The organism is Klebsiella sp. GFKo11, assembly GCF_056490265.1.
The window spans coordinates 879,632-896,961 of record NZ_CM151369.1 but is presented as its reverse complement, the minus strand read 5'-3'; the positions used below and the strand labels follow the sequence as shown (position 1 = coordinate 896,961).

The window sequence follows — 17,330 nt, the reverse complement described above, 5'->3', positions numbered from 1 at the left end:
ATTAAAGAGGATTAAGAATGAGCAGAACGATTTTTTGTACTTTCCTGCAGCGTGAAGCAGATGGCCAGGATTTCCAGCTGTATCCTGGCGAGCTGGGCAAACGTATCTATAACGAAATTTCCAAAGACGCCTGGGCCCAGTGGCAGCATAAACAGACGATGCTAATCAACGAGAAAAAACTCAGCATGATGAACCCAGAGCACCGCAAACTGCTGGAGCAGGAGATGGTCCAGTTCCTGTTTGAAGGCAAAGACGTCCATATCGAAGGCTATACGCCGCCAGAAAAACAGTAAGGGCCTGACGGGCCCTTTACCACAACAAACACAACACGCACTCCCGGAATGATGAAAAAATACTTAGCGCTAGCGCTGATTGCGCCTTTGCTCGTTTCGTGTTCCAGCTCTACCAAAAAAGGCGCCGAGTATAACGAGGCGTGGGTGAAGGACACTAACGGCTTTGACATTCTGATGGGCCAGTTCGCCCATAATATAGAGAACATTTGGGGTTATAACGAAGTCCTGCTCGCCGGGCCGAAAGACTACGTTAAATATACCGATCAGTATCAGACCCGCAGCCACATCAACTTTGATGAAGGTACGATTACTGTCGAGACTATTGCCGGGACCGACCCTGCCGGGCGCTTGCGCCAGGCTATTATTAAAACCCTGCTGATGGGCGACGACCCTAACTCCATCGATCTCTATTCCGACGTCGATGACATCCAGATTTCGAAAGAGCCGTTCCTGTACGGCCAGGTCGTCGATAATACCGGTGAATCTATTCGCTGGGAGTGGCGCGCCGCGCGCTTCGCCGACTACCTGCTGCAAACGCGCATGAAAAGCCGCAGCAACGGCCCGCGGATGATCTACAGCATCACCATTAACCTTGTGCCGAACCACCTCGACAAGCGCGCGCATAAATACATTGGCATGGTGCGCCAGGCATCACGCAAGTATGGCGTTGATGAGTCGCTGATTCTGGCGATTATGCAAACCGAGTCCTCCTTCAACCCCTATGCGGTCAGCCACGCCGACGCCCTGGGGCTGATGCAGGTGGTGCAGCACAGCGCCGGGAAAGACGTATTTCGTTCGCAGGGGAAATCTGGCCTGCCAAGCCGTAGCTATCTGTTCGAACCGGCGAATAATATCGATACCGGCACCGCCTACCTGGCGATGCTGAACAACGTCTATCTGTCGGGCATCCAGAACCCAACATCACGTCGCTATGCGGTGATTACCGCCTATAACGGTGGTGCGGGCAGCGTCCTGCGGGTGTTCTCCAGCGATAAAATTCAGGCTGCAAATATCATCAACAACATGACGCCGGGCGATGTCTATCAGACCATCACCAGTCGTCATCCATCCGCCGAGTCGCGCCGTTATCTGTACAAAGTTAACACCGCGCAAAAAGGCTACCGCCGCAAGTAATCCTCACCAACGCCCTTGTTTCTTCAAGGGCGTTTCTCTTCTGCTATACCCAATATTGCTGCGCAACTCTTTTGCGATTTTCTGCGGCAGTTAACAAAAGCATCCATCGCATAAATGATAGAATCCAACCAAAATAACGCCATAAATGTTATTTAAAACACATAAAAATTCTATATCCGTGAGGATCAACACATGAATCTTAAGCTGCAGCTCAAAATACTGTCGTTCCTGCAGTTCTGTCTCTGGGGAAGCTGGCTGACCACGCTCGGCTCATATATGTTCGTCACCCTCAAGTTCGACGGTGCGGCCATTGGCGCGGTTTATAGTTCGCTCGGTATTGCGGCGGTGTTTATGCCGACGCTGCTCGGTATCGTTGCCGATAAATGGATCAGCGCCAAATGGGTTTATGCCATTTGCCATCTGGTCGGCGCGCTGACGCTGTGGCTTGCCGCTCAGGTCACCACGCCGGGCGAAATGTTCCTGGTCATCCTGCTCAACTCACTGGCCTATATGCCGACGTTGGGCCTGATTAACACCATTTCGTACTACCGCCTGCAGTCTGCGGACATGGATATCGTGACCGATTTCCCGCCGATTCGTATCTGGGGCACCATCGGTTTTATCTTTGCGATGTGGGGCGTTAGCTTCTCTGGCTTCGAACTGAGCCATATGCAGCTGTATATCGGCGCGGCGCTCTCCGTCGTGCTGGTGCTGTTCACCTTCACCCTGCCGCATATTCCGGTGGCTAATCAGCAGAAGAATCAGAGCTGGACCTCAATGCTGGGCCTCGATGCCTTCGCGCTGTTTAAAAACAAGCGTATGGCAATCTTCTTCATTTTCTCAATGATGCTGGGTGCCGAGCTGCAAATTACCAATATGTTCGGCAATACCTTCCTGCATAGCTTTGATAAGGATCCGCTGTTCGCCAGCAGCTTTATCGTGCAGCACGCCTCGGTAATGATGTCGATTTCACAGATCTCGGAAACTCTGTTTATCCTGACTATTCCGTTCTTCCTCAGCCGCTATGGCATCAAGAACGTGATGCTTATCAGTATCGTGGCGTGGATGCTGCGCTTCGGCCTGTTCGCCTACGGCGACCCGACCCCGTTCGGCACCGTGCTGCTGGTACTGTCGATGATCGTTTACGGTTGCGCCTTCGACTTCTTCAACATCTCTGGTTCGGTATTTGTGGAAAAAGAGGTTCGCCCGGAAATCCGCGCCAGCGCTCAGGGGATGTTCCTGATGATGACCAACGGTTTTGGCTGCATTCTTGGCGGGATGGTGAGCGGCAAAGTGGTGGAGCACTTCACCATCGAAGGGATTACCGACTGGCAGAGCGTATGGCTAATTTTCGCTGGCTACTCGCTGGTGCTGGCCTTCGCGTTCGTTGCGCTGTTTAAGTACAAACACGTCAGACAGCCTGCTGCCGCACAGCAGAACGCCTGATAGTCATTGCCCGGTGACGGCTGGCGCCTTACCGGGCCTACAGAATTTGTAGGCCGGATAAGGCGCCAGCCGCCATCCGGCAAAAATACGCGCACAATGCCTGGTCCCGGTTTATGCGTTCAGCACATATCCGTACAACCGCTTAATACCATCAGGGTCCGTTTCGCTATAAACCCCCTGCAGCTCCGGTGAGAAGCCAGGCAGCATATTGACGCCCTCTTCCAGCGCCAGGAAATAACGCAACACCGCGCCGCCCCAGATTTCGCCAGGCACCACGCACAGCACGCCCGGTGGATACGGCAGCGCACCTTCCGCGGCCACCCGCCCTTCGGCTTCGCTTAAGCGCACCAGTTCAACGTTACCGCGGATAAACTCGCGGTTGGCATCCTGCGGGTTCATCACCACGCGCGGGAAGCTCCGCTTGCGGAACATCTCTTTTTGCAGATCCTTCACGTCAAAGCTAACGTACAGGTCATGCATCTCCTGACACAGCTCACGGAGGGTATAATCCCGATAGCGCACCGGGTACTTGTTAAAGATGGTCGGCAGCACGTCGGCCAACGGCGTATCGGATTCGATATGCTGTTCAAATTGCGCCAGCATCGCCACCAGCTGCGCCAGCTTCTCCGCGCTTTCGGCGGGCGTCAGCAGGAACAGAATTGAGTTCAGGTCGCACTTCTCGGGCACAATACCGTTCTCACGCAGATAATGCGCCAGGATAGTTGCCGGAATGCCGAAATCGGTATATTCGCCGCTTTCAGCATCAATGCCTGGCGTGGTCAGCAGCAGCTTGCAGGGGTCAACGAAATACTGATCGCTGGCGTAGCCTTCAAAGCCGTGCCAGCGCGCTCCCGGCTCAAAGCTGAAGAAACGGCGCTCGCTGGCGATGGCTTCAGTTGGATAATCCTGCCACGGACGCCCTGCCACCACCGGCGGAATAAACGGCTGGATCATTTTGCAGTTGGCGATAATCGCCTTGCGCGCGTCGATGCCCAGCGCCACGCATTCGGCCCACAGGCGGCGTCCGCTCTCCCCTTCGTGGATTTTGGCGTTGATATCCAGCGCCGCGAAAAGCGGGTAAAACGGGCTGGTTGAAGCATGCAGCATAAAGGCGTTGTTCAATCGTTTATGCGGGCAAAAACGGGCCTGGCCGCGAATATGGTTGTCTTTTTTGTGGATCTGCGAGGTTTGCGAGAACCCGGCCTGCTGTTTATGCACCGACTGGGTGACAAAAATGCCCGGATCGTTTTCGTTAAGATCCAGCAGCAGCGGCGAGGTGTCGGCCATCATGTCGATAAACTGTTCGTAGCCGACCCATGCGGAGTCAAACAGGATGTAGTCGCACAGATGGCCGATTTTATCCACCACCTGACGAGCGTTGTAGATGGTGCCGTCGTAGGTGCCCAACTGGATAATCGCCAGACGGAACGGACGCGCGGCATCCGCCTTATGCGGAGCCACTTCGCGGATAAGCTCGCGCAGGTAACCATCATCAAAGCAGTGCTCATCAATCCCGCCAATAAAACCAAACGGATTGCGCGATGCCTCAAGATAAACCGGCGTCGCCCCCGCCTGAATCAGCGCGCCGTGATGGTTTGATTTATGGTTGTTACGGTCGAACAACACCAGATCGCCACGGGTCAGCAGCGCATTGGTCACCACCTTATTCGCCGCCGAGGTGCCGTTAAGGACAAAATAGGTTTTATCAGCGTTAAAGACCTTCGCGGCGAACTTCTGCGCGTGTTTGGCCGAACCTTCATGAATCAGCAGATCGCCGAGCTTAACGTCGGCGTTGCACATGTCGGCGCGAAAGACGTTCTCGCCAAAGAAGTCGAAAAACTGCCGTCCTGCCGGATGCTTCTTAAAGAACGCACCGTGTTGATGGCCGGGACAGGCAAAGGTGCTGTTATCCATCTCCACGTACTGGGTCAAGGTATCGAAGAACGGCGGCAGCAGGTTTTCTTCATAACCGCAGGCGGCGGCTTCCAGCTCCAGCCACTCCTGCTCTTTACCGCTAACAATCGCCATCACGCCTTGCGGTTTTTCATGGTCAACTTCACTGAAAAGAAAGACCGGCAGGTTAAAGCCCGTGCGTTTCAACAACGAAAGGATGCCGCTGCGGCTGTCCGCTGCGGTAATGACGACTGCCGCCACATCGGTAAAATCAGTACTGTCGAGGGTCACCACGCGACGGTGGGTTGACAGGCGGGATACCAGCTCGTGGCTGGCGACAATGTGCATTGATTTCATGAGCGCGAATACCCGTTTCCGGAGAGTAAAAGGCTTCAGCCAGGGCATGTACGCTCTGACCAACGAACTGTCAGGGTCTGACTGGATCCCAGCTCCGACCGCCAGACATCAGTAAAAGCAGACCGCGTCCGCTCTTACTGTTGTCCTGCAGTGAGCATACGTTACGCTCACCGCATGGTGGGTAGAGGGTGCAGAGTAAGGGTAGCAAGACGAGGCTGTCTGCGCATCTGTACGCAACGGTGATGTCGTGGCAATGTTGTCATCCCGGCAGCCTCATGTCTGAAGAGGAGAAAATTCGCGCAATCATGTCACCTTTATATAGGGTGCGCAAGATGAAATACGTATGCAGTCACCTCACGGATACACAAGCCTTTTAGCCAGTTTCACGTCATAATAATGCAGTCATTAGGGATAATTAACAGGAGTTTTGCTTTGGTTACAGGGCCATTTATTAACGCCAGCGCGGTCCTTTTGGGCGGCGTGCTTGGCTCACTCTTAAGTCAGCGATTACCGGAACGGATCCGTACATCGATGACCTCTATTTTTGGTCTCGCATCTTTGGGCATCGGCATTTTGCTGGTAATCAAATGCGCCAACCTGCCGGTGATGGTGCTTTCAACGCTGGTGGGCGCGCTGCTCGGCGAAGTGTGCAATATGGAAAAGGGTATCAATATGCTGGTCAGTAAGCTCCAGCAGCTACTCTCCCCAAAAAAAGGACAGAAAAAGGCCTCAGCGCACGAGTCCTATATTCAAAGCTACGTCGCGATTATCGTGCTGTTCTGCGCCAGCGGAACCGGGATTTTCGGCGCAATGCGCGAAGGGATGACCGGCGACAACAGCATTCTTATCGCCAAAGCGTTTCTCGACTTCTTTACTGCCACCATTTTTGCCTGCACCCTGGGGCTGGCCGTTTCGGCCATTTGCGTGCCGATGCTGGCAATTCAGCTCGCCCTGGTGGCTGGCGCATCGCTGATTATGCCGCTGACCACACCGATGATGATGGCGGATTTCAGCGCCGTAGGAGGAATGCTGCTGGTCGCGACCGGTCTACGTATCTGCGGAATTAAAATGTTCGCCGTGGTGAACATGTTGCCCGCACTGGTGCTGGCAATGCCGATTTCCGTAGCCTGGGTGACGTTTTTCGCCTGAAGATGCGTGCTTTTAATTCAATGTGGTGATAGATTGTTCAGTCTGCTGCGAAACAGATAAATTTCGTTGACGAGGTGCGGCGAATCAGGTTTAATGCGCCCCGTTGCCCGGATAGCTCAGTCGGTAGAGCAGGGGATTGAAAATCCCCGTGTCCTTGGTTCGATTCCGAGTCCGGGCACCACTATTTAAAGAACCCAGCCTATGGCTGGGTTTTTGCTTTTGGAAAAACAGACTCTTCATCTAACTACATTCGATTATTTGCCACACAGCGGCTTACCCCTTCGGGGCCAGCACGGTAAACGCGCTGTTCAACGCCTCCGGCAGTAGTCCGAGTCTGGGTACCACTATTTTAAAGACCCCCATTTTTGCTTTCGGGGGATGTCCCCCAGATGTGGCTCACGAACGACTTATGGCTGAAATAGATGCCATTATATTAGAGACCGAAGCCAGGATTCACAGACCAGAATAATATGCTGCCAGCAATCTGTAATCAGTTCGTAAAGAGCGATAAAACGGGTACAATCCGTTTTATCACTAACAAAAATCCCCTTACTGCCCCGTATCAAGAATAAGTCATTATAAATCGCTCAACTTTCATATTTTAATTTATATGATACTAATCAATACAAACCATTAAGTTCAATATAGATGAAAATAAAGCATGCACTTGCAAGATACGGGCGACATATACCCTAAATAATTCTGATTGCATCGCGATGGCAACTAAGTGCATCCCTGGGAACGTACAAACAGTACGTAACCGGGGTAAGCGCAAGCAGCCAACAAAGATGCAGCTTGAAGTATTACAGGTATAAACAGAGATTATCTAACTGCACACTTATAAAGCTGAAAAGCCGGATATTATAAAAAAAATCACACCTAAAAAAAATAAATAACATAAAAAAACCATTTAGGAACATTCTTAATCACATGGACGTTGAATATCTTTCACACTCATGACATCATTTTAAGTTATATATTTACAAATCAGATATTATTTTTACCCTATCGATGAAGGATTTATCGTGAAGTATATAATAAAACCATTAGCCTGTTTTTTCTTACTCAACGCTATGTTTTCAGGCATAGCCACTGCATCTAATACTCTACATGGCTGCGCAGAAAAAGAGTACCGAATCCCAAAACAGCTAGAATATGCCAGAACGTACGGAAATATACATAGAGTCGAGGGACTGGAGAGAGCGCTAAAAAAAACTCGACTCTACTGTACAGATAATAAAATCACTTCCGGATGGCAGGAAAAAGTAGCGGAGAAAGAAGAAAAAGTCAGTGAGAGAATGGCAGAACTTCGTCGTGCTCAAGCATCCGGCAAACCGGATAAGATCAGAAAAAAAGAAAGGAAGCTACAAGAGGCAAAAGATGAGTTGAGGGAAGCCCGGTCTGGGCTTATTCAATCAATAAACACGCATTAAAGAAAAGAGAACGGCTTAACCAGCATGGTTAAGCCAGCCATCGTTCAGTCTCCGGAGCTGATGAGACAAGACTGTAACTAAAATTGTGTCATTGCCTGTTAATAAGAAGTCATCAGCCCCATTGAGCCTGTCCATAATGCTGACAGTTACGCCGCGCCCGGCATCAAACCCGGCTTCTTTGAGCCATTTGCCGCTGAGACTCAGTGATAGCGTGCTGGTATCGCCCCAGTTAGGGAGATAGTCGACGATGTATCGCCGCTGGGTCTTCGTGGTTTTTCGGGTCAAAGAGAAATCGAATTTCTAAAGGTTTTTTCGTTTCGTACTCTATAACATCAAAAAAAGCCACCCGTAACATAATCAGACTTTCCATCCTGAATATAAGTAAAAAATAAAATTTTAAGCTTCATGATTTTTATGAGGGATTTTTGATAACTGGATGGATTCAAAACACAAAAAACAGAATTTTAATCCAAATTAAAATAATTTAAAGATAAAAAAACCAATCTAAAAATAAAAAATCATATCTTTCTCTTAGCCAAGCAGTAATTTGATCTTTCATTTCATGTGAAGATATTATTTAAAACACATTAGGCATCGATACAACAATTGGCGCATAGGGATCTTTTACTTCACGGATGATGGTTATAGTATTTCATTTATCGGCAACTGACATTTACTGATATCACTCTTGTAGTTCATTTATCGAGACTGGTGATTGACGCTGCCATAGGCTGATTGACAGTAGCAATAAACCATTAAATATGGTCTGAAACATCACCTTTACTTGAATAATTTTTTTTCAGTTAGCGGCATCCATGCCGCCATTTACACCCAGGGTTAACCCTATTTAATTTTCACCAAGGAGCTATTATGTTTAATTCATTAAAAATCATCGCTGTTGTTTTCGTTATCTCTGCTGTTTCAGGTTGTACCGGCAGTGTTTATAACAAAGAAAAAAACTGTGACTATGATTATTTATTACATCCAGCCGTATCGATTTCAAAAATCATCGGTGGTTGCGGAGAAGCTAGCAAATAAGCTTAAACATGGAGCTGGTATTAAACCGGCTCCATATTTATTGGCATAATAAAATTCGTTTTTAAGATTTTCCCTCCCTGAGTTTTCCCCATAACAACATTAACTTCCCGAACGTCAGAGATGAGATTAAAAACACAGCGGTCAACAATAACCGCTGTGCTGGCTTTAAATTACACCCAAAATAACATGCTAAATCCAGTCAGAACGATAATACAAGCGATATTCAAAAACAGACCGGCGCGCATCATCTCCTGCTGTTTGATATGGCCGGTCGCAAAAACGATAGCGTTTGGTGGTGTCGCTACGGGCAACATAAAAGCGCATGAGGCCGCAATGGCAATCAATACCGACAGAATGACAGGAGACATACCGAAAGCTTCGGCAACTGAGGCAAACACAGGAATGAGCAAAGCGGCGCTGGCCGTATTACTGGCAAACTCTGTTAAAAATACCACGAATGTTGCAATCACCAGGACGATGATAAATATCCCCATATGAGCAACCATCCCGCTAATCTGGTTTGCCAGAAACAGGCTGGTACCCGTCTCTTTCAACACATTACTTAAGCAGATACCACCGCCGAATAATAACAGCACGCCCCAATCAGCTGTTTTTTCTATATCCTTCCAGTGAACCACCCTTGCGAAATTCACTAATATTATGGCGCTTAAAGCAACGATGGTATCAAAAGATTTAAAACCGCCCAGCAGATCGTTAATTGGCCCACTGAATATCCAAAAGAATACCGTAAGCCCAAAAATAGCCAATGTGACTATTTTGCCTTTATCCCAATCGACCTGTTCAGTATTCGTTTCGAAGGTTCCCTTAAGTTCGGGCCTGAACACGAGGTAAAGAATCGCAATAGCGACAGGAAGTAATATGATCATTGCCGGGAAACCGAACTTCATCCAATCAAAGAAGGAGAGTCCAACCTCCGCTGCAGCTATCGCGTTTGGCGGACTGCCGACGATGGTCGCCATCCCCCCAATACTTGCGCTGTATGCAATACCGAGGAGCACAAACACATAGGTCGAATGGCTGCTTTTGCCATTTACTTTGCTCAATATACCCAATACTAACGGCATCATCATTGCCGCCGTCGCGGTATTACTGATCCACATTGACAGTAAGGCCGTCACGCCAAACAGCATAAAGACAGCGAGGCTCATTTTACCCCGCGCCATAGCTAATACCTTATCGGCAATGACTTTATCCAGCCCCTGCACATGCATCGCTGCAGCCAGAGCAAAGCCACCGAGGAAAAGGAATATCGTTGAGTTTGCAAAACTATTTAGCGCTGCCTGAGTATTGAATACCCCAAGCAACACTGCCATGACTGGAACTATCACCGCCGTAACGGTAACGTGTAGCGCTTCTGTCAGCCATAACACGGCGATAAAAGCGAGCATACTCAGCCCCATGACCACTTTCGGCTCATAGGGTAGCGTGTTGTAGAGAACGATAAACAGAATAATATCGAGCAAGATGATGATGCTGTTACGGTTAAAAAACCACTCATGGGTATTGGTGGGTAAAGGACTCATGTCGTTTTTATTCATATTAGCTTCCTTGTAACTGGTTACTATTGAATCATTACATGTATATATCCTTCGGGTATGAATTATGTTCTTATTTTGTTAACTGAATCGTTCCAGGCTACTTTCTCCTACGTCGCTTTTCCGGGATAATATTTCTGGAATATAGTTTCCTGATACAGGCTATTTATTGAAGCAAGTGAGCATACTTTACTGTGCAATTTTTCTTACCTGAATTGCTGTCGACAGATATCAATCCAATATATTCGGGTTTGATATTTACACCAACGTCTAAGGATTCTGCTCAGACTACCATCGATTATTTTTGGCAATCCTTTCCTGAAACAAACATAAAGCAGCGGGTAAAAAACCATAATTTGGTGAAAAATACGCCAAAAAGGCCCTGTTCTGGAAATCGACACACCCAGGCGGCTAACAACCTTTCCCTCCGGACGTCTAAATAGCATCTTATATTCCTTTTTGCGCTTAGACGCAGACAAAAGTTCTTTAAAATGCCAATTTTTCAGCCCTACCATTCAAATCATCTTGGTACGAATGGGTAAAATGTCATGTCAGTTTTTCATTCCGTTAGCGACCTTATTGGCCACACTCCCCTGCTCCAGCTGCATAAATTGGATAGTGGCCCCTGTAGCCTGTTTTTAAAACTGGAAAATCAAAACCCCGGCGGTTCGATAAAAGACCGCGTGGCGCTGTCGATGATTAATGAAGCCGAACGACTGGGGAAATTAAAACCCGGCGGCACGATTATTGAAGCCACCGCCGGGAATACCGGCCTGGGTCTGGCGCTGATTGCGGCGCAGAAAAATTACCGCCTGATTCTGGTCGTGCCGGACAAAATGAGCCGCGAGAAAATATTCCACCTGCGTGCGCTGGGGGCACAAGTATTGCTTACCCGCTCGGACGTCAACAAAGGCCATCCAGCCTACTATCAGGACTACGCCCGCCGCCTTGCCGACGAAACGCCAGGGGCTTTTTATATCGACCAGTTTAATAACGAGGCCAATCCGCTGGCCCATACCACTACCACCGCCCCGGAAATCTTTCAGCAACTGGAGGGCAATATTGACTCTATCGTCGTTGGCGTCGGCTCCGGCGGGACTCTCGGTGGGCTACAGGCCTGGTTTGCTGAGCATTCGCCTAAAACGGAATTTATCCTGGCGGATCCGGCGGGTTCCATTCTGGCAGACCAGGTCGAAACCGGGCGCTACGGAGAAACGGGAGCCTGGCTGGTTGAGGGGATCGGCGAAGACTTTATTCCGCCGCTGGCCCATCTTGAAGAAGTCAAAAATGCTTACCGCGTCAGCGATAGCGAGGCGTTCGCCACCGCCCGCGAGCTGTTGCAGGTTGAAGGCATTCTGGCGGGTTCTTCCACCGGCACTCTGCTTAATGCCGCCCTGCGCTTCTGCCGGGCACAGACCTCCGCCAAACGTGTGGTGACCTTCGCCTGCGACAGCGGCAACAAATATCTATCAAAAATGTTTAACGATGACTGGATGCGCCAGCAGGGCTTTTTAAGCCGCCCTTCGCGCGGCGATCTCAGTGACTTTATCGCCCTGCGCCATGACGAAGGGGCTACCGTCACCGCCGAGCCGGACGACACGCTGGCCGCGATCCTCGCCCGTATGCGCCTTTACGATATCTCGCAGTTGCCGGTGCTGGAAAACGGCCGCGTAGTCGGCATCGTCGACGAATGGGATCTGATTAGCCACGTTCAGGGCGACAGCCAGCGCTTTTCCTTGCCGGTCAGGGAAGCGATGACCCGCAACGTGGAAACCCTGGATAAACATGCACCAGAAAGCGCGCTGAAAGCCATTTTCGATCGCGGCCTGGTGGCCGTTATCGCCGACAACGATCGTTTTCTTGGTCTCATTACGCGTAGTGATGTACTGACCACCTGGCGTAACCGACTCGAACATTAAGGATTTAACAATGACCAATTTGCATACCCTGAGCGTACATAGCGGCTCCTTTACCGACGAACACGGCGCGGTGATGCCGCCCATCTACGCCACCTCCACCTTTGCCCAGCCCGCGCCGGGCCAGCATACCGGTTACGAATATTCGCGCAGCGGTAACCCGACCCGCCACGCGCTGGAGACGGCCATTGCTGACCTGGAAAGCGGTACGCGCGGCTACGCTTTTGCGTCCGGACTGGCGGCAATCTCTACCGTACTTGAACTGCTCGATAAAGACAGCCACCTGGTCGCCGTCGACGATGTCTACGGCGGCACGTATCGGCTGATAGAAAACGTTCGCCGCCGCAGCGCCGGTCTGCGGGTGAGCTGGGTGAAGCCGGACGATCTGGCGGCCATTGAAGCGGCCATTCAGCCCGACACGCGGATGATTTGGGTCGAAACGCCGACGAACCCGCTGCTTAAGCTGGCTGACCTCCGCGCTATTGCCGCCATTGCGCGGCGGCACAATATTATCAGCGTCACCGACAACACCTTTGCTTCACCGGTTATCCATCGTCCGCTGGAACTGGGCTTCGATATCGTGGTGCACTCGGCGACCAAATATCTTAACGGCCACTCTGATGTGGTTGCCGGACTGGCAGTCGTCGGAGATAACCCAACGCTAGCGGAAAAGCTGGGCTATCTGCAAAACGCGGTGGGCGGCGTGCTTGATCCGTTCAGCAGTTTCCTGACGCTGCGGGGTATTCGTACCCTGGCCCTGCGTATGGAGCGCCACAGTAGCAATGCATTATTGCTCGCCGAGTGGCTGGAGCAGCAGCCGCAGGTCGAAAAGGTGTGGTTCCCGTGGCTGGCCTCGCATCCGCATCATCAGCTGGCGCGCAAGCAGATGGCGCTCCCCGGCGGGATGATCTCCGTGGTGGTCAAAGGCGACGACGGCTATGCCGAACGGATCATCCGCAAGCTGAAGCTGTTTACCCTCGCGGAGAGCCTCGGCGGCGTGGAAAGCCTGGTGAGCCAGCCGTTTAGCATGACCCACGCATCTATTCCGCTGGAGCAGCGTTTAGCTAACGGCATTACTCCGCAGTTGATTCGTCTGTCGGTAGGGATTGAAGATCCACAGGATCTGATCGCCGACTGGCGTCATGCGCTACGCGATTAAACAGATTGCCCGCCGCAAAGGCGGGCCGCTGTTCTACTGCTGCCCCTGCAGAAGGTGCTCAACAAAACGCGTTAGCTTCGGCAGTGGGCGCAAATCTTGCCGCCAGAGTAAATGAACCGGTCTTGGCTGCGGCGTATAATCCTCCAGCACACGAACCAGCTTGCTGCACTCCAGCGCGTCGGCCAGCAGCACCTCCGGCTGGAGCAGCAACCCGGCTCCGGCAATCGCCGCCATTCGCAGGGCATAACCATCATTGCAGCGCAGAATTGCGTCACGCTTCCAGCGGATCCCCTCCTCAGCTCCCGGTAATTTCCACTCGTTGCGCGCGGTCCACACCGTATGCGATAAACAGAGATGATCGGCCAGATCGGCAGGCGTATTCAGCGTACCGTGGCGGGCTAAATAGTCGGGCGCGGCGCAAATCGTCATCCGGTAAGGCGCGAGATATTTTGCCACCAGATCGTCGTTATGGATCTCACCGATGCGGATCGCCAGATCAATACCTTCATCCACCAGATCGACCATTCGATTAGTCAGATCCAGCTCGACCCGCACATCGGGCCAGGCTTGCAGAAAAGTCGCGGTCAGTGGGGCAATGACACAGGCACCAAACGACGTCGGCGCGCTCACCCGCAGCGTGCCCGCTGGCGCTACCCGTAGTCGCTCCACCGAGCTTTCGGCAATCGAAACCTGCTCAAGGACGCGTTTCGCCTCTTCAAAATAGACCCGCCCGGCATCGGTCAGGCTCTGACGACGAGTGTTGCGCTCCAGCAGACGGGTATTTAGCTGGCGCTCAGTCAGCGCGATGTATTTACCCACCATGACCGCCGACATCTCAAGGCGCGATGCGGCTTCAGTAAAGCTTCCGCACTCCACCACCGTAATAAAGACCTCCATCGCCCGCAGCTTATCCATATTACAAACTCCTGGTTAGTAATCATCGAACTTTTCGCCAGTTTATCCGATATCTGTTTTATTAAAGAATAGAGGCTCACCACATTAAAGAGCCTATCCCAGTAGGCGTAATTGTTGCCGATGGTTTGGACACGGACAGCGCGGAAAAACCGGAGCGTACACGTAGTACGTGAGGATTTTGAGCACTCCCCAGGGCCAAACCAGCAAATAAAATAGCCTAATGAGATAGGTTCTAAGGAGTCTGCTATGAAAATCATCATTATTGGTGCCAGCGGTACCGTTGGCCGCGCCGTTGCGCAAGAATTAAGTCAGCGCCATGAAGTTATTCGCGTCGGCCGCACTCAGGGCGACTATCAGGTTGATATCACCTCGCAAGAGAGCGTGCAGGGTTTGTTTGAAAACATTGGCCGGATAGACGCAATTGTTTCCGCCACCGGCAACCTGTTCTTTGGTCCTCTGGAAACCATGACCGATAACGATTTCAACCAGGGCTTGCAGGATAAGCTATTGGGGCAGGTTCGTCTGGCTCTGACCGGGCAGCATTATCTTAACGACGGCGGTTCTATTACGCTGATTAGCGGGATAGTTGCCCATGAGCCCATCGCGCAGGGAGTCAATGCCACCACCGTGAACGCCGGGCTGGAAGGGTTCGTTCGCGCCGCCGCCTGCGAACTGCCGCGCGGTATGCGTATTAACCTGATTAGCCCCACCGTATTGACCGAATCGGCGGCAGCCTACGATGGTTTCTTCCCCGGTTTTGAGAGCGTCCCCGCCGCCAGCGTGGCCCAGGCCTACCGCCGCAGCGTGGAAGGCATTCAGAACGGACGAATCTATAAGGTCGGCTACTGAACTGAGCAAAATGACTGCCGGATCAAAAAATAAAATAACATCCTGCTGCCGCGAGCGGGATGTTAAAGATTAATATGGCGAATGATTAATATGACTTAACGTGAGAGAAACAATATATTCCATAAATAAACCTAATCTAATTTCACCTTGTTTATTTCACAAAAAATCCATCTGGAAATAATTCTGTCACAATCCCACCCTATATTCTCAAGCCTTAATAAACAACACATTACAATCCATAAATATCGAGGCTTATTTTGATTCGCTATATTCCTGTTACAGTCTCTCTGGTCACCATTGCCGTCTCTGGTGCGCTATACGCTGCGCCAATAAATACGCCCACGCTCGCTAGCATGGATAATTTTCGTGATATTGCTGGCACTACCTCGATTTATACCACCAGCCATGATGGCACCATGCGCACCGGGGTATTTTATCGCTCTAATGCCCTGGCGTTATCCACCGCAGACCAGGCAACGCTCAGCACGCTTGGCATCAGCGATGTTTATGATTTACGTACCGCCAGCGAAATCGCCAGCAGCCCGGACGTGATGCCCGACGGGGCAACCTATACCAATATTGATATCATCGGCAACGCCGCTTCAGGCAGTAACATTACCTCGATAACTTTTAGCAGCGCCGCTGAAGCCAAAGCGATGATGCAGCAGACCAACGTCTCCTTCGTCAGCGATGCCGGGATGCGCGCGCAGTTCAGCACTCTGTTTAACGATCTGGCCAGCGCCGACGGTGCCGCCCTGTTCCACTGCACCGCAGGCAAAGACCGAACCGGCTGGACCGCCGCCATGCTGCTGAGTATTGCCGGCGTCGACAAGGCAACCATTATGGAAAACTACCTCGCCACCAACGATTACACTCGTCAGCGTATTGAGGCGACCCTGGCGATGATGCCGCCAGCTATGGCGGAGATTTACGAACCGCTGCTTGGCGTCGATGCCAGCTATCTGCAGGCCGGACTGGATGAGATCACCCGCGAGTACGGCTCCGTCGATAACTATCTGAAGCAAGGGCTGGGGCTATCGCAGGAGACTCTCTACGTGCTGCGCGGAAAAATGGTCCATTATGGCCAGCTTCTGGGGCAGAGCGGGCTACGGGGGAATGCAGCACAGGGCGCGGCGCTGCTTAACGCGCTACAAAACAGTGGGCTTTCCGGCCGTTACACCGCTTATAACAACTATCTGCAATCGGCTATTGATGCCGGAACGCTTGGCGGGGTGGAGTCTCAGGTCGGCGGACAAATTCATGCGGATGCCGCGAGTTATCTGCTGCGTAGCGGCACACGTCTGGATCGTGCGCTGGCACCGAATATCGACAGCCGCCAGTTGCGCGATGGCGAAGGAAAATTGTGGTTAACCGGGCTTAACGGTTATCTGGGTACCGACGGTTCCGCCCGCGCCGCCAGCAGCAATGAGCACACCACCGGTACGCTGCTGGGTTATACCCAGAGGGTGAACTCACAGTTTAGCGGCTACGGCACGCTGGGATATAGCTGGGGTTCACTGGGCAGCGCCAACGCCGACGCGGATGCTAATACCACGCTGTTAGGTTTCGGTGGCCGCTATGCATTCGAGGATCTTAATCACGGTCTCTTTGCCGCAGCCGATCTTAACGCCGGTTGGATTGACTACAGCAGCACCCGCAAGATGGGCGGCGGACTGGGTACCGCCACTGGCGATACCCACGGACAACTGTTCGGCGGTACGCTACGCCTCGGCTACGTGAGCCCGCTCGATTTCGCCAGCGTCGAGTATTCTGTCGGCACCCGATTAACCCATCTGCGCATGGATGCCTTCCATGAGAACGGCAGCGAACTGGCGCTCGATGTCGATCGCGTTAGCGAAAATAATGCCAGCGGCGTTGCCAATATTAATTTCGCCTTTAATCCGCAAAACAGCGGTAACTGGACGATTTCCCCGGCGGTGAATGTCGGCTATGAACATAGCTTCAGCGGCCCCTCGGTGCGCACTCGTGGACAAGTTTATCAATATGAGGTCGTACAAGACTCAGCCTTCAATAGCCGCGATATGTTCAATGCAGGTGCCAACATTAGCATGACGCGCGGTGCGCTGAGCTTGAACCTGGGCGGCCAGGCGGAAATCGCCAGCGGCGGCGACAGCCACGGCTATAGCGGCAATTTAAGCGTGGCCTACACCTTTTAAAAAACCACAGCAGGC

Annotated in this window: 14 protein-coding genes and 1 tRNA gene; 11 read left to right on the top strand and 4 right to left on the bottom strand. The window is 51.6% G+C overall.

Annotation, left to right across the window (positions count from 1 at the left end):
* Positions 1–17: 17 nt before the first annotated feature.
* The 3 genes from AC07P6_RS04310 to AC07P6_RS04300 all read left to right on the top strand — a co-directional run bounded on the left by AC07P6_RS04310 (position 18) and on the right by AC07P6_RS04300 (position 2,873).
* Complete coding sequence (locus tag AC07P6_RS04310; protein WP_182234923.1) at positions 18–293, top strand: oxidative damage protection protein; 276 nt, start codon at positions 18–20, stop codon at positions 291–293.
* Positions 294–341: 48 nt separating this feature from the next.
* Complete coding sequence (mltC, locus tag AC07P6_RS04305; protein ID WP_167492723.1) at positions 342–1,427, top strand: membrane-bound lytic murein transglycosylase MltC; 1,086 nt, start codon at positions 342–344, stop codon at positions 1,425–1,427.
* A 192-nt stretch (positions 1,428–1,619) separates the two neighbouring features.
* Positions 1,620–2,873 (top strand): nucleoside permease, encoded by a 1,254-nt coding sequence (locus tag AC07P6_RS04300; protein ID WP_181484876.1) that lies wholly within the window; start codon positions 1,620–1,622, stop codon positions 2,871–2,873.
* Positions 2,874–2,984: 111 nt separating this feature from the next.
* Here the strand turns inward: AC07P6_RS04300 and AC07P6_RS04295 are convergent, their stop codons facing one another.
* Positions 2,985–5,123, bottom strand: coding sequence for an ornithine decarboxylase (locus tag AC07P6_RS04295; protein WP_478315720.1), 2,139 nt, complete (start codon positions 5,121–5,123; stop codon positions 2,985–2,987).
* Between the two features lie 432 nt (positions 5,124–5,555).
* On the opposite strand from AC07P6_RS04295, the gene AC07P6_RS04290 reads away from it, so the two are divergent.
* From AC07P6_RS04290 to AC07P6_RS04280, 3 genes are all read left to right on the top strand, one after another.
* Entirely contained in the window at positions 5,556–6,272 is a 717-nt protein-coding gene (locus tag AC07P6_RS04290) for a DUF554 domain-containing protein (protein WP_181484874.1), read from the top strand.
* Between the two features lie 105 nt (positions 6,273–6,377).
* Positions 6,378–6,453 (top strand) — tRNA-Phe (locus AC07P6_RS04285).
* An 844-nt stretch (positions 6,454–7,297) separates the two neighbouring features.
* Complete coding sequence (locus AC07P6_RS04280; protein WP_478315719.1) at positions 7,298–7,705, top strand: DUF1090 domain-containing protein; 408 nt, start codon at positions 7,298–7,300, stop codon at positions 7,703–7,705.
* Between the two features lie 15 nt (positions 7,706–7,720).
* Here the strand turns inward: AC07P6_RS04280 and AC07P6_RS04275 are convergent, their stop codons facing one another.
* Entirely contained in the window at positions 7,721–7,990 is a 270-nt protein-coding gene (locus AC07P6_RS04275) for a SymE family type I addiction module toxin (RefSeq protein WP_478315718.1), read from the bottom strand.
* 585 nt (positions 7,991–8,575) lie between these two features.
* On the opposite strand from AC07P6_RS04275, the gene AC07P6_RS04270 reads away from it, so the two are divergent.
* Positions 8,576–8,743, top strand: a complete 168-nt coding sequence (locus AC07P6_RS04270) for a DUF4223 family protein (protein ID WP_478315717.1) — start codon at positions 8,576–8,578, stop codon at positions 8,741–8,743.
* A gap of 170 nt (positions 8,744–8,913) precedes the next feature.
* On the opposite strand, the gene AC07P6_RS04265 is transcribed toward AC07P6_RS04270, so the two are convergent.
* Positions 8,914–10,302 (bottom strand): SLC13 family permease, encoded by a 1,389-nt coding sequence (locus AC07P6_RS04265; RefSeq protein WP_478315716.1) that lies wholly within the window; start codon positions 10,300–10,302, stop codon positions 8,914–8,916.
* A 545-nt stretch (positions 10,303–10,847) separates the two neighbouring features.
* On the opposite strand from AC07P6_RS04265, the gene AC07P6_RS04260 reads away from it, so the two are divergent.
* Both AC07P6_RS04260 and AC07P6_RS04255 read left to right on the top strand, forming a co-directional pair.
* A complete protein-coding gene (locus AC07P6_RS04260; RefSeq protein WP_478315715.1) occupies positions 10,848–12,218 on the top strand; it encodes a pyridoxal-phosphate dependent enzyme in 1,371 nt (456 codons plus the stop codon).
* A gap of 10 nt (positions 12,219–12,228) precedes the next feature.
* Positions 12,229–13,374: a trans-sulfuration enzyme family protein gene (locus tag AC07P6_RS04255; protein WP_478315714.1), complete on the top strand. Its 1,146-nt coding sequence runs from the start codon at positions 12,229–12,231 to the stop codon at positions 13,372–13,374.
* Between the two features lie 33 nt (positions 13,375–13,407).
* On the opposite strand, the gene AC07P6_RS04250 is transcribed toward AC07P6_RS04255, so the two are convergent.
* Positions 13,408–14,289 (bottom strand): LysR substrate-binding domain-containing protein, encoded by an 882-nt coding sequence (locus AC07P6_RS04250; RefSeq protein ID WP_478315713.1) that lies wholly within the window; start codon positions 14,287–14,289, stop codon positions 13,408–13,410.
* Between the two features lie 246 nt (positions 14,290–14,535).
* On the opposite strand from AC07P6_RS04250, the gene AC07P6_RS04245 reads away from it, so the two are divergent.
* Positions 14,536–15,138 carry a short chain dehydrogenase gene (locus AC07P6_RS04245; RefSeq protein WP_304253610.1) on the top strand — a complete coding sequence of 201 codons (603 nt, stop codon included), beginning with the start codon at positions 14,536–14,538 and terminating at the stop codon, positions 15,136–15,138.
* 353 nt (positions 15,139–15,491) lie between these two features.
* Positions 15,492–17,315 (top strand): tyrosine-protein phosphatase, encoded by a 1,824-nt coding sequence (locus AC07P6_RS04240; protein ID WP_478315712.1) that lies wholly within the window; start codon positions 15,492–15,494, stop codon positions 17,313–17,315.
* Positions 17,316–17,330: the final 15 nt, after the last annotated feature.

Coding starts and splice junctions, on each gene's coding strand:
- AC07P6_RS04310 (WP_182234923.1), top strand. CDS start 18: ATGAGCAGAACGATTTTTTGTACTTTCCTGCAGCGTGAAGCAGATGGC.
- mltC (WP_167492723.1), top strand. CDS start 342: ATGATGAAAAAATACTTAGCGCTAGCGCTGATTGCGCCTTTGCTCGTT.
- AC07P6_RS04300 (WP_181484876.1), top strand. CDS start 1,620: ATGAATCTTAAGCTGCAGCTCAAAATACTGTCGTTCCTGCAGTTCTGT.
- AC07P6_RS04295 (WP_478315720.1), bottom strand. CDS start 5,123: ATGAAATCAATGCACATTGTCGCCAGCCACGAGCTGGTATCCCGCCTG.
- AC07P6_RS04270 (WP_478315717.1), top strand. CDS start 8,576: ATGTTTAATTCATTAAAAATCATCGCTGTTGTTTTCGTTATCTCTGCT.
- AC07P6_RS04265 (WP_478315716.1), bottom strand. CDS start 10,302: ATGAATAAAAACGACATGAGTCCTTTACCCACCAATACCCATGAGTGG.
- AC07P6_RS04260 (WP_478315715.1), top strand. CDS start 10,848: ATGTCAGTTTTTCATTCCGTTAGCGACCTTATTGGCCACACTCCCCTG.
- AC07P6_RS04255 (WP_478315714.1), top strand. CDS start 12,229: ATGACCAATTTGCATACCCTGAGCGTACATAGCGGCTCCTTTACCGAC.
- AC07P6_RS04250 (WP_478315713.1), bottom strand. CDS start 14,289: ATGGATAAGCTGCGGGCGATGGAGGTCTTTATTACGGTGGTGGAGTGC.
- AC07P6_RS04245 (WP_304253610.1), top strand. CDS start 14,536: ATGAAAATCATCATTATTGGTGCCAGCGGTACCGTTGGCCGCGCCGTT.
- AC07P6_RS04240 (WP_478315712.1), top strand. CDS start 15,492: ATGGATAATTTTCGTGATATTGCTGGCACTACCTCGATTTATACCACC.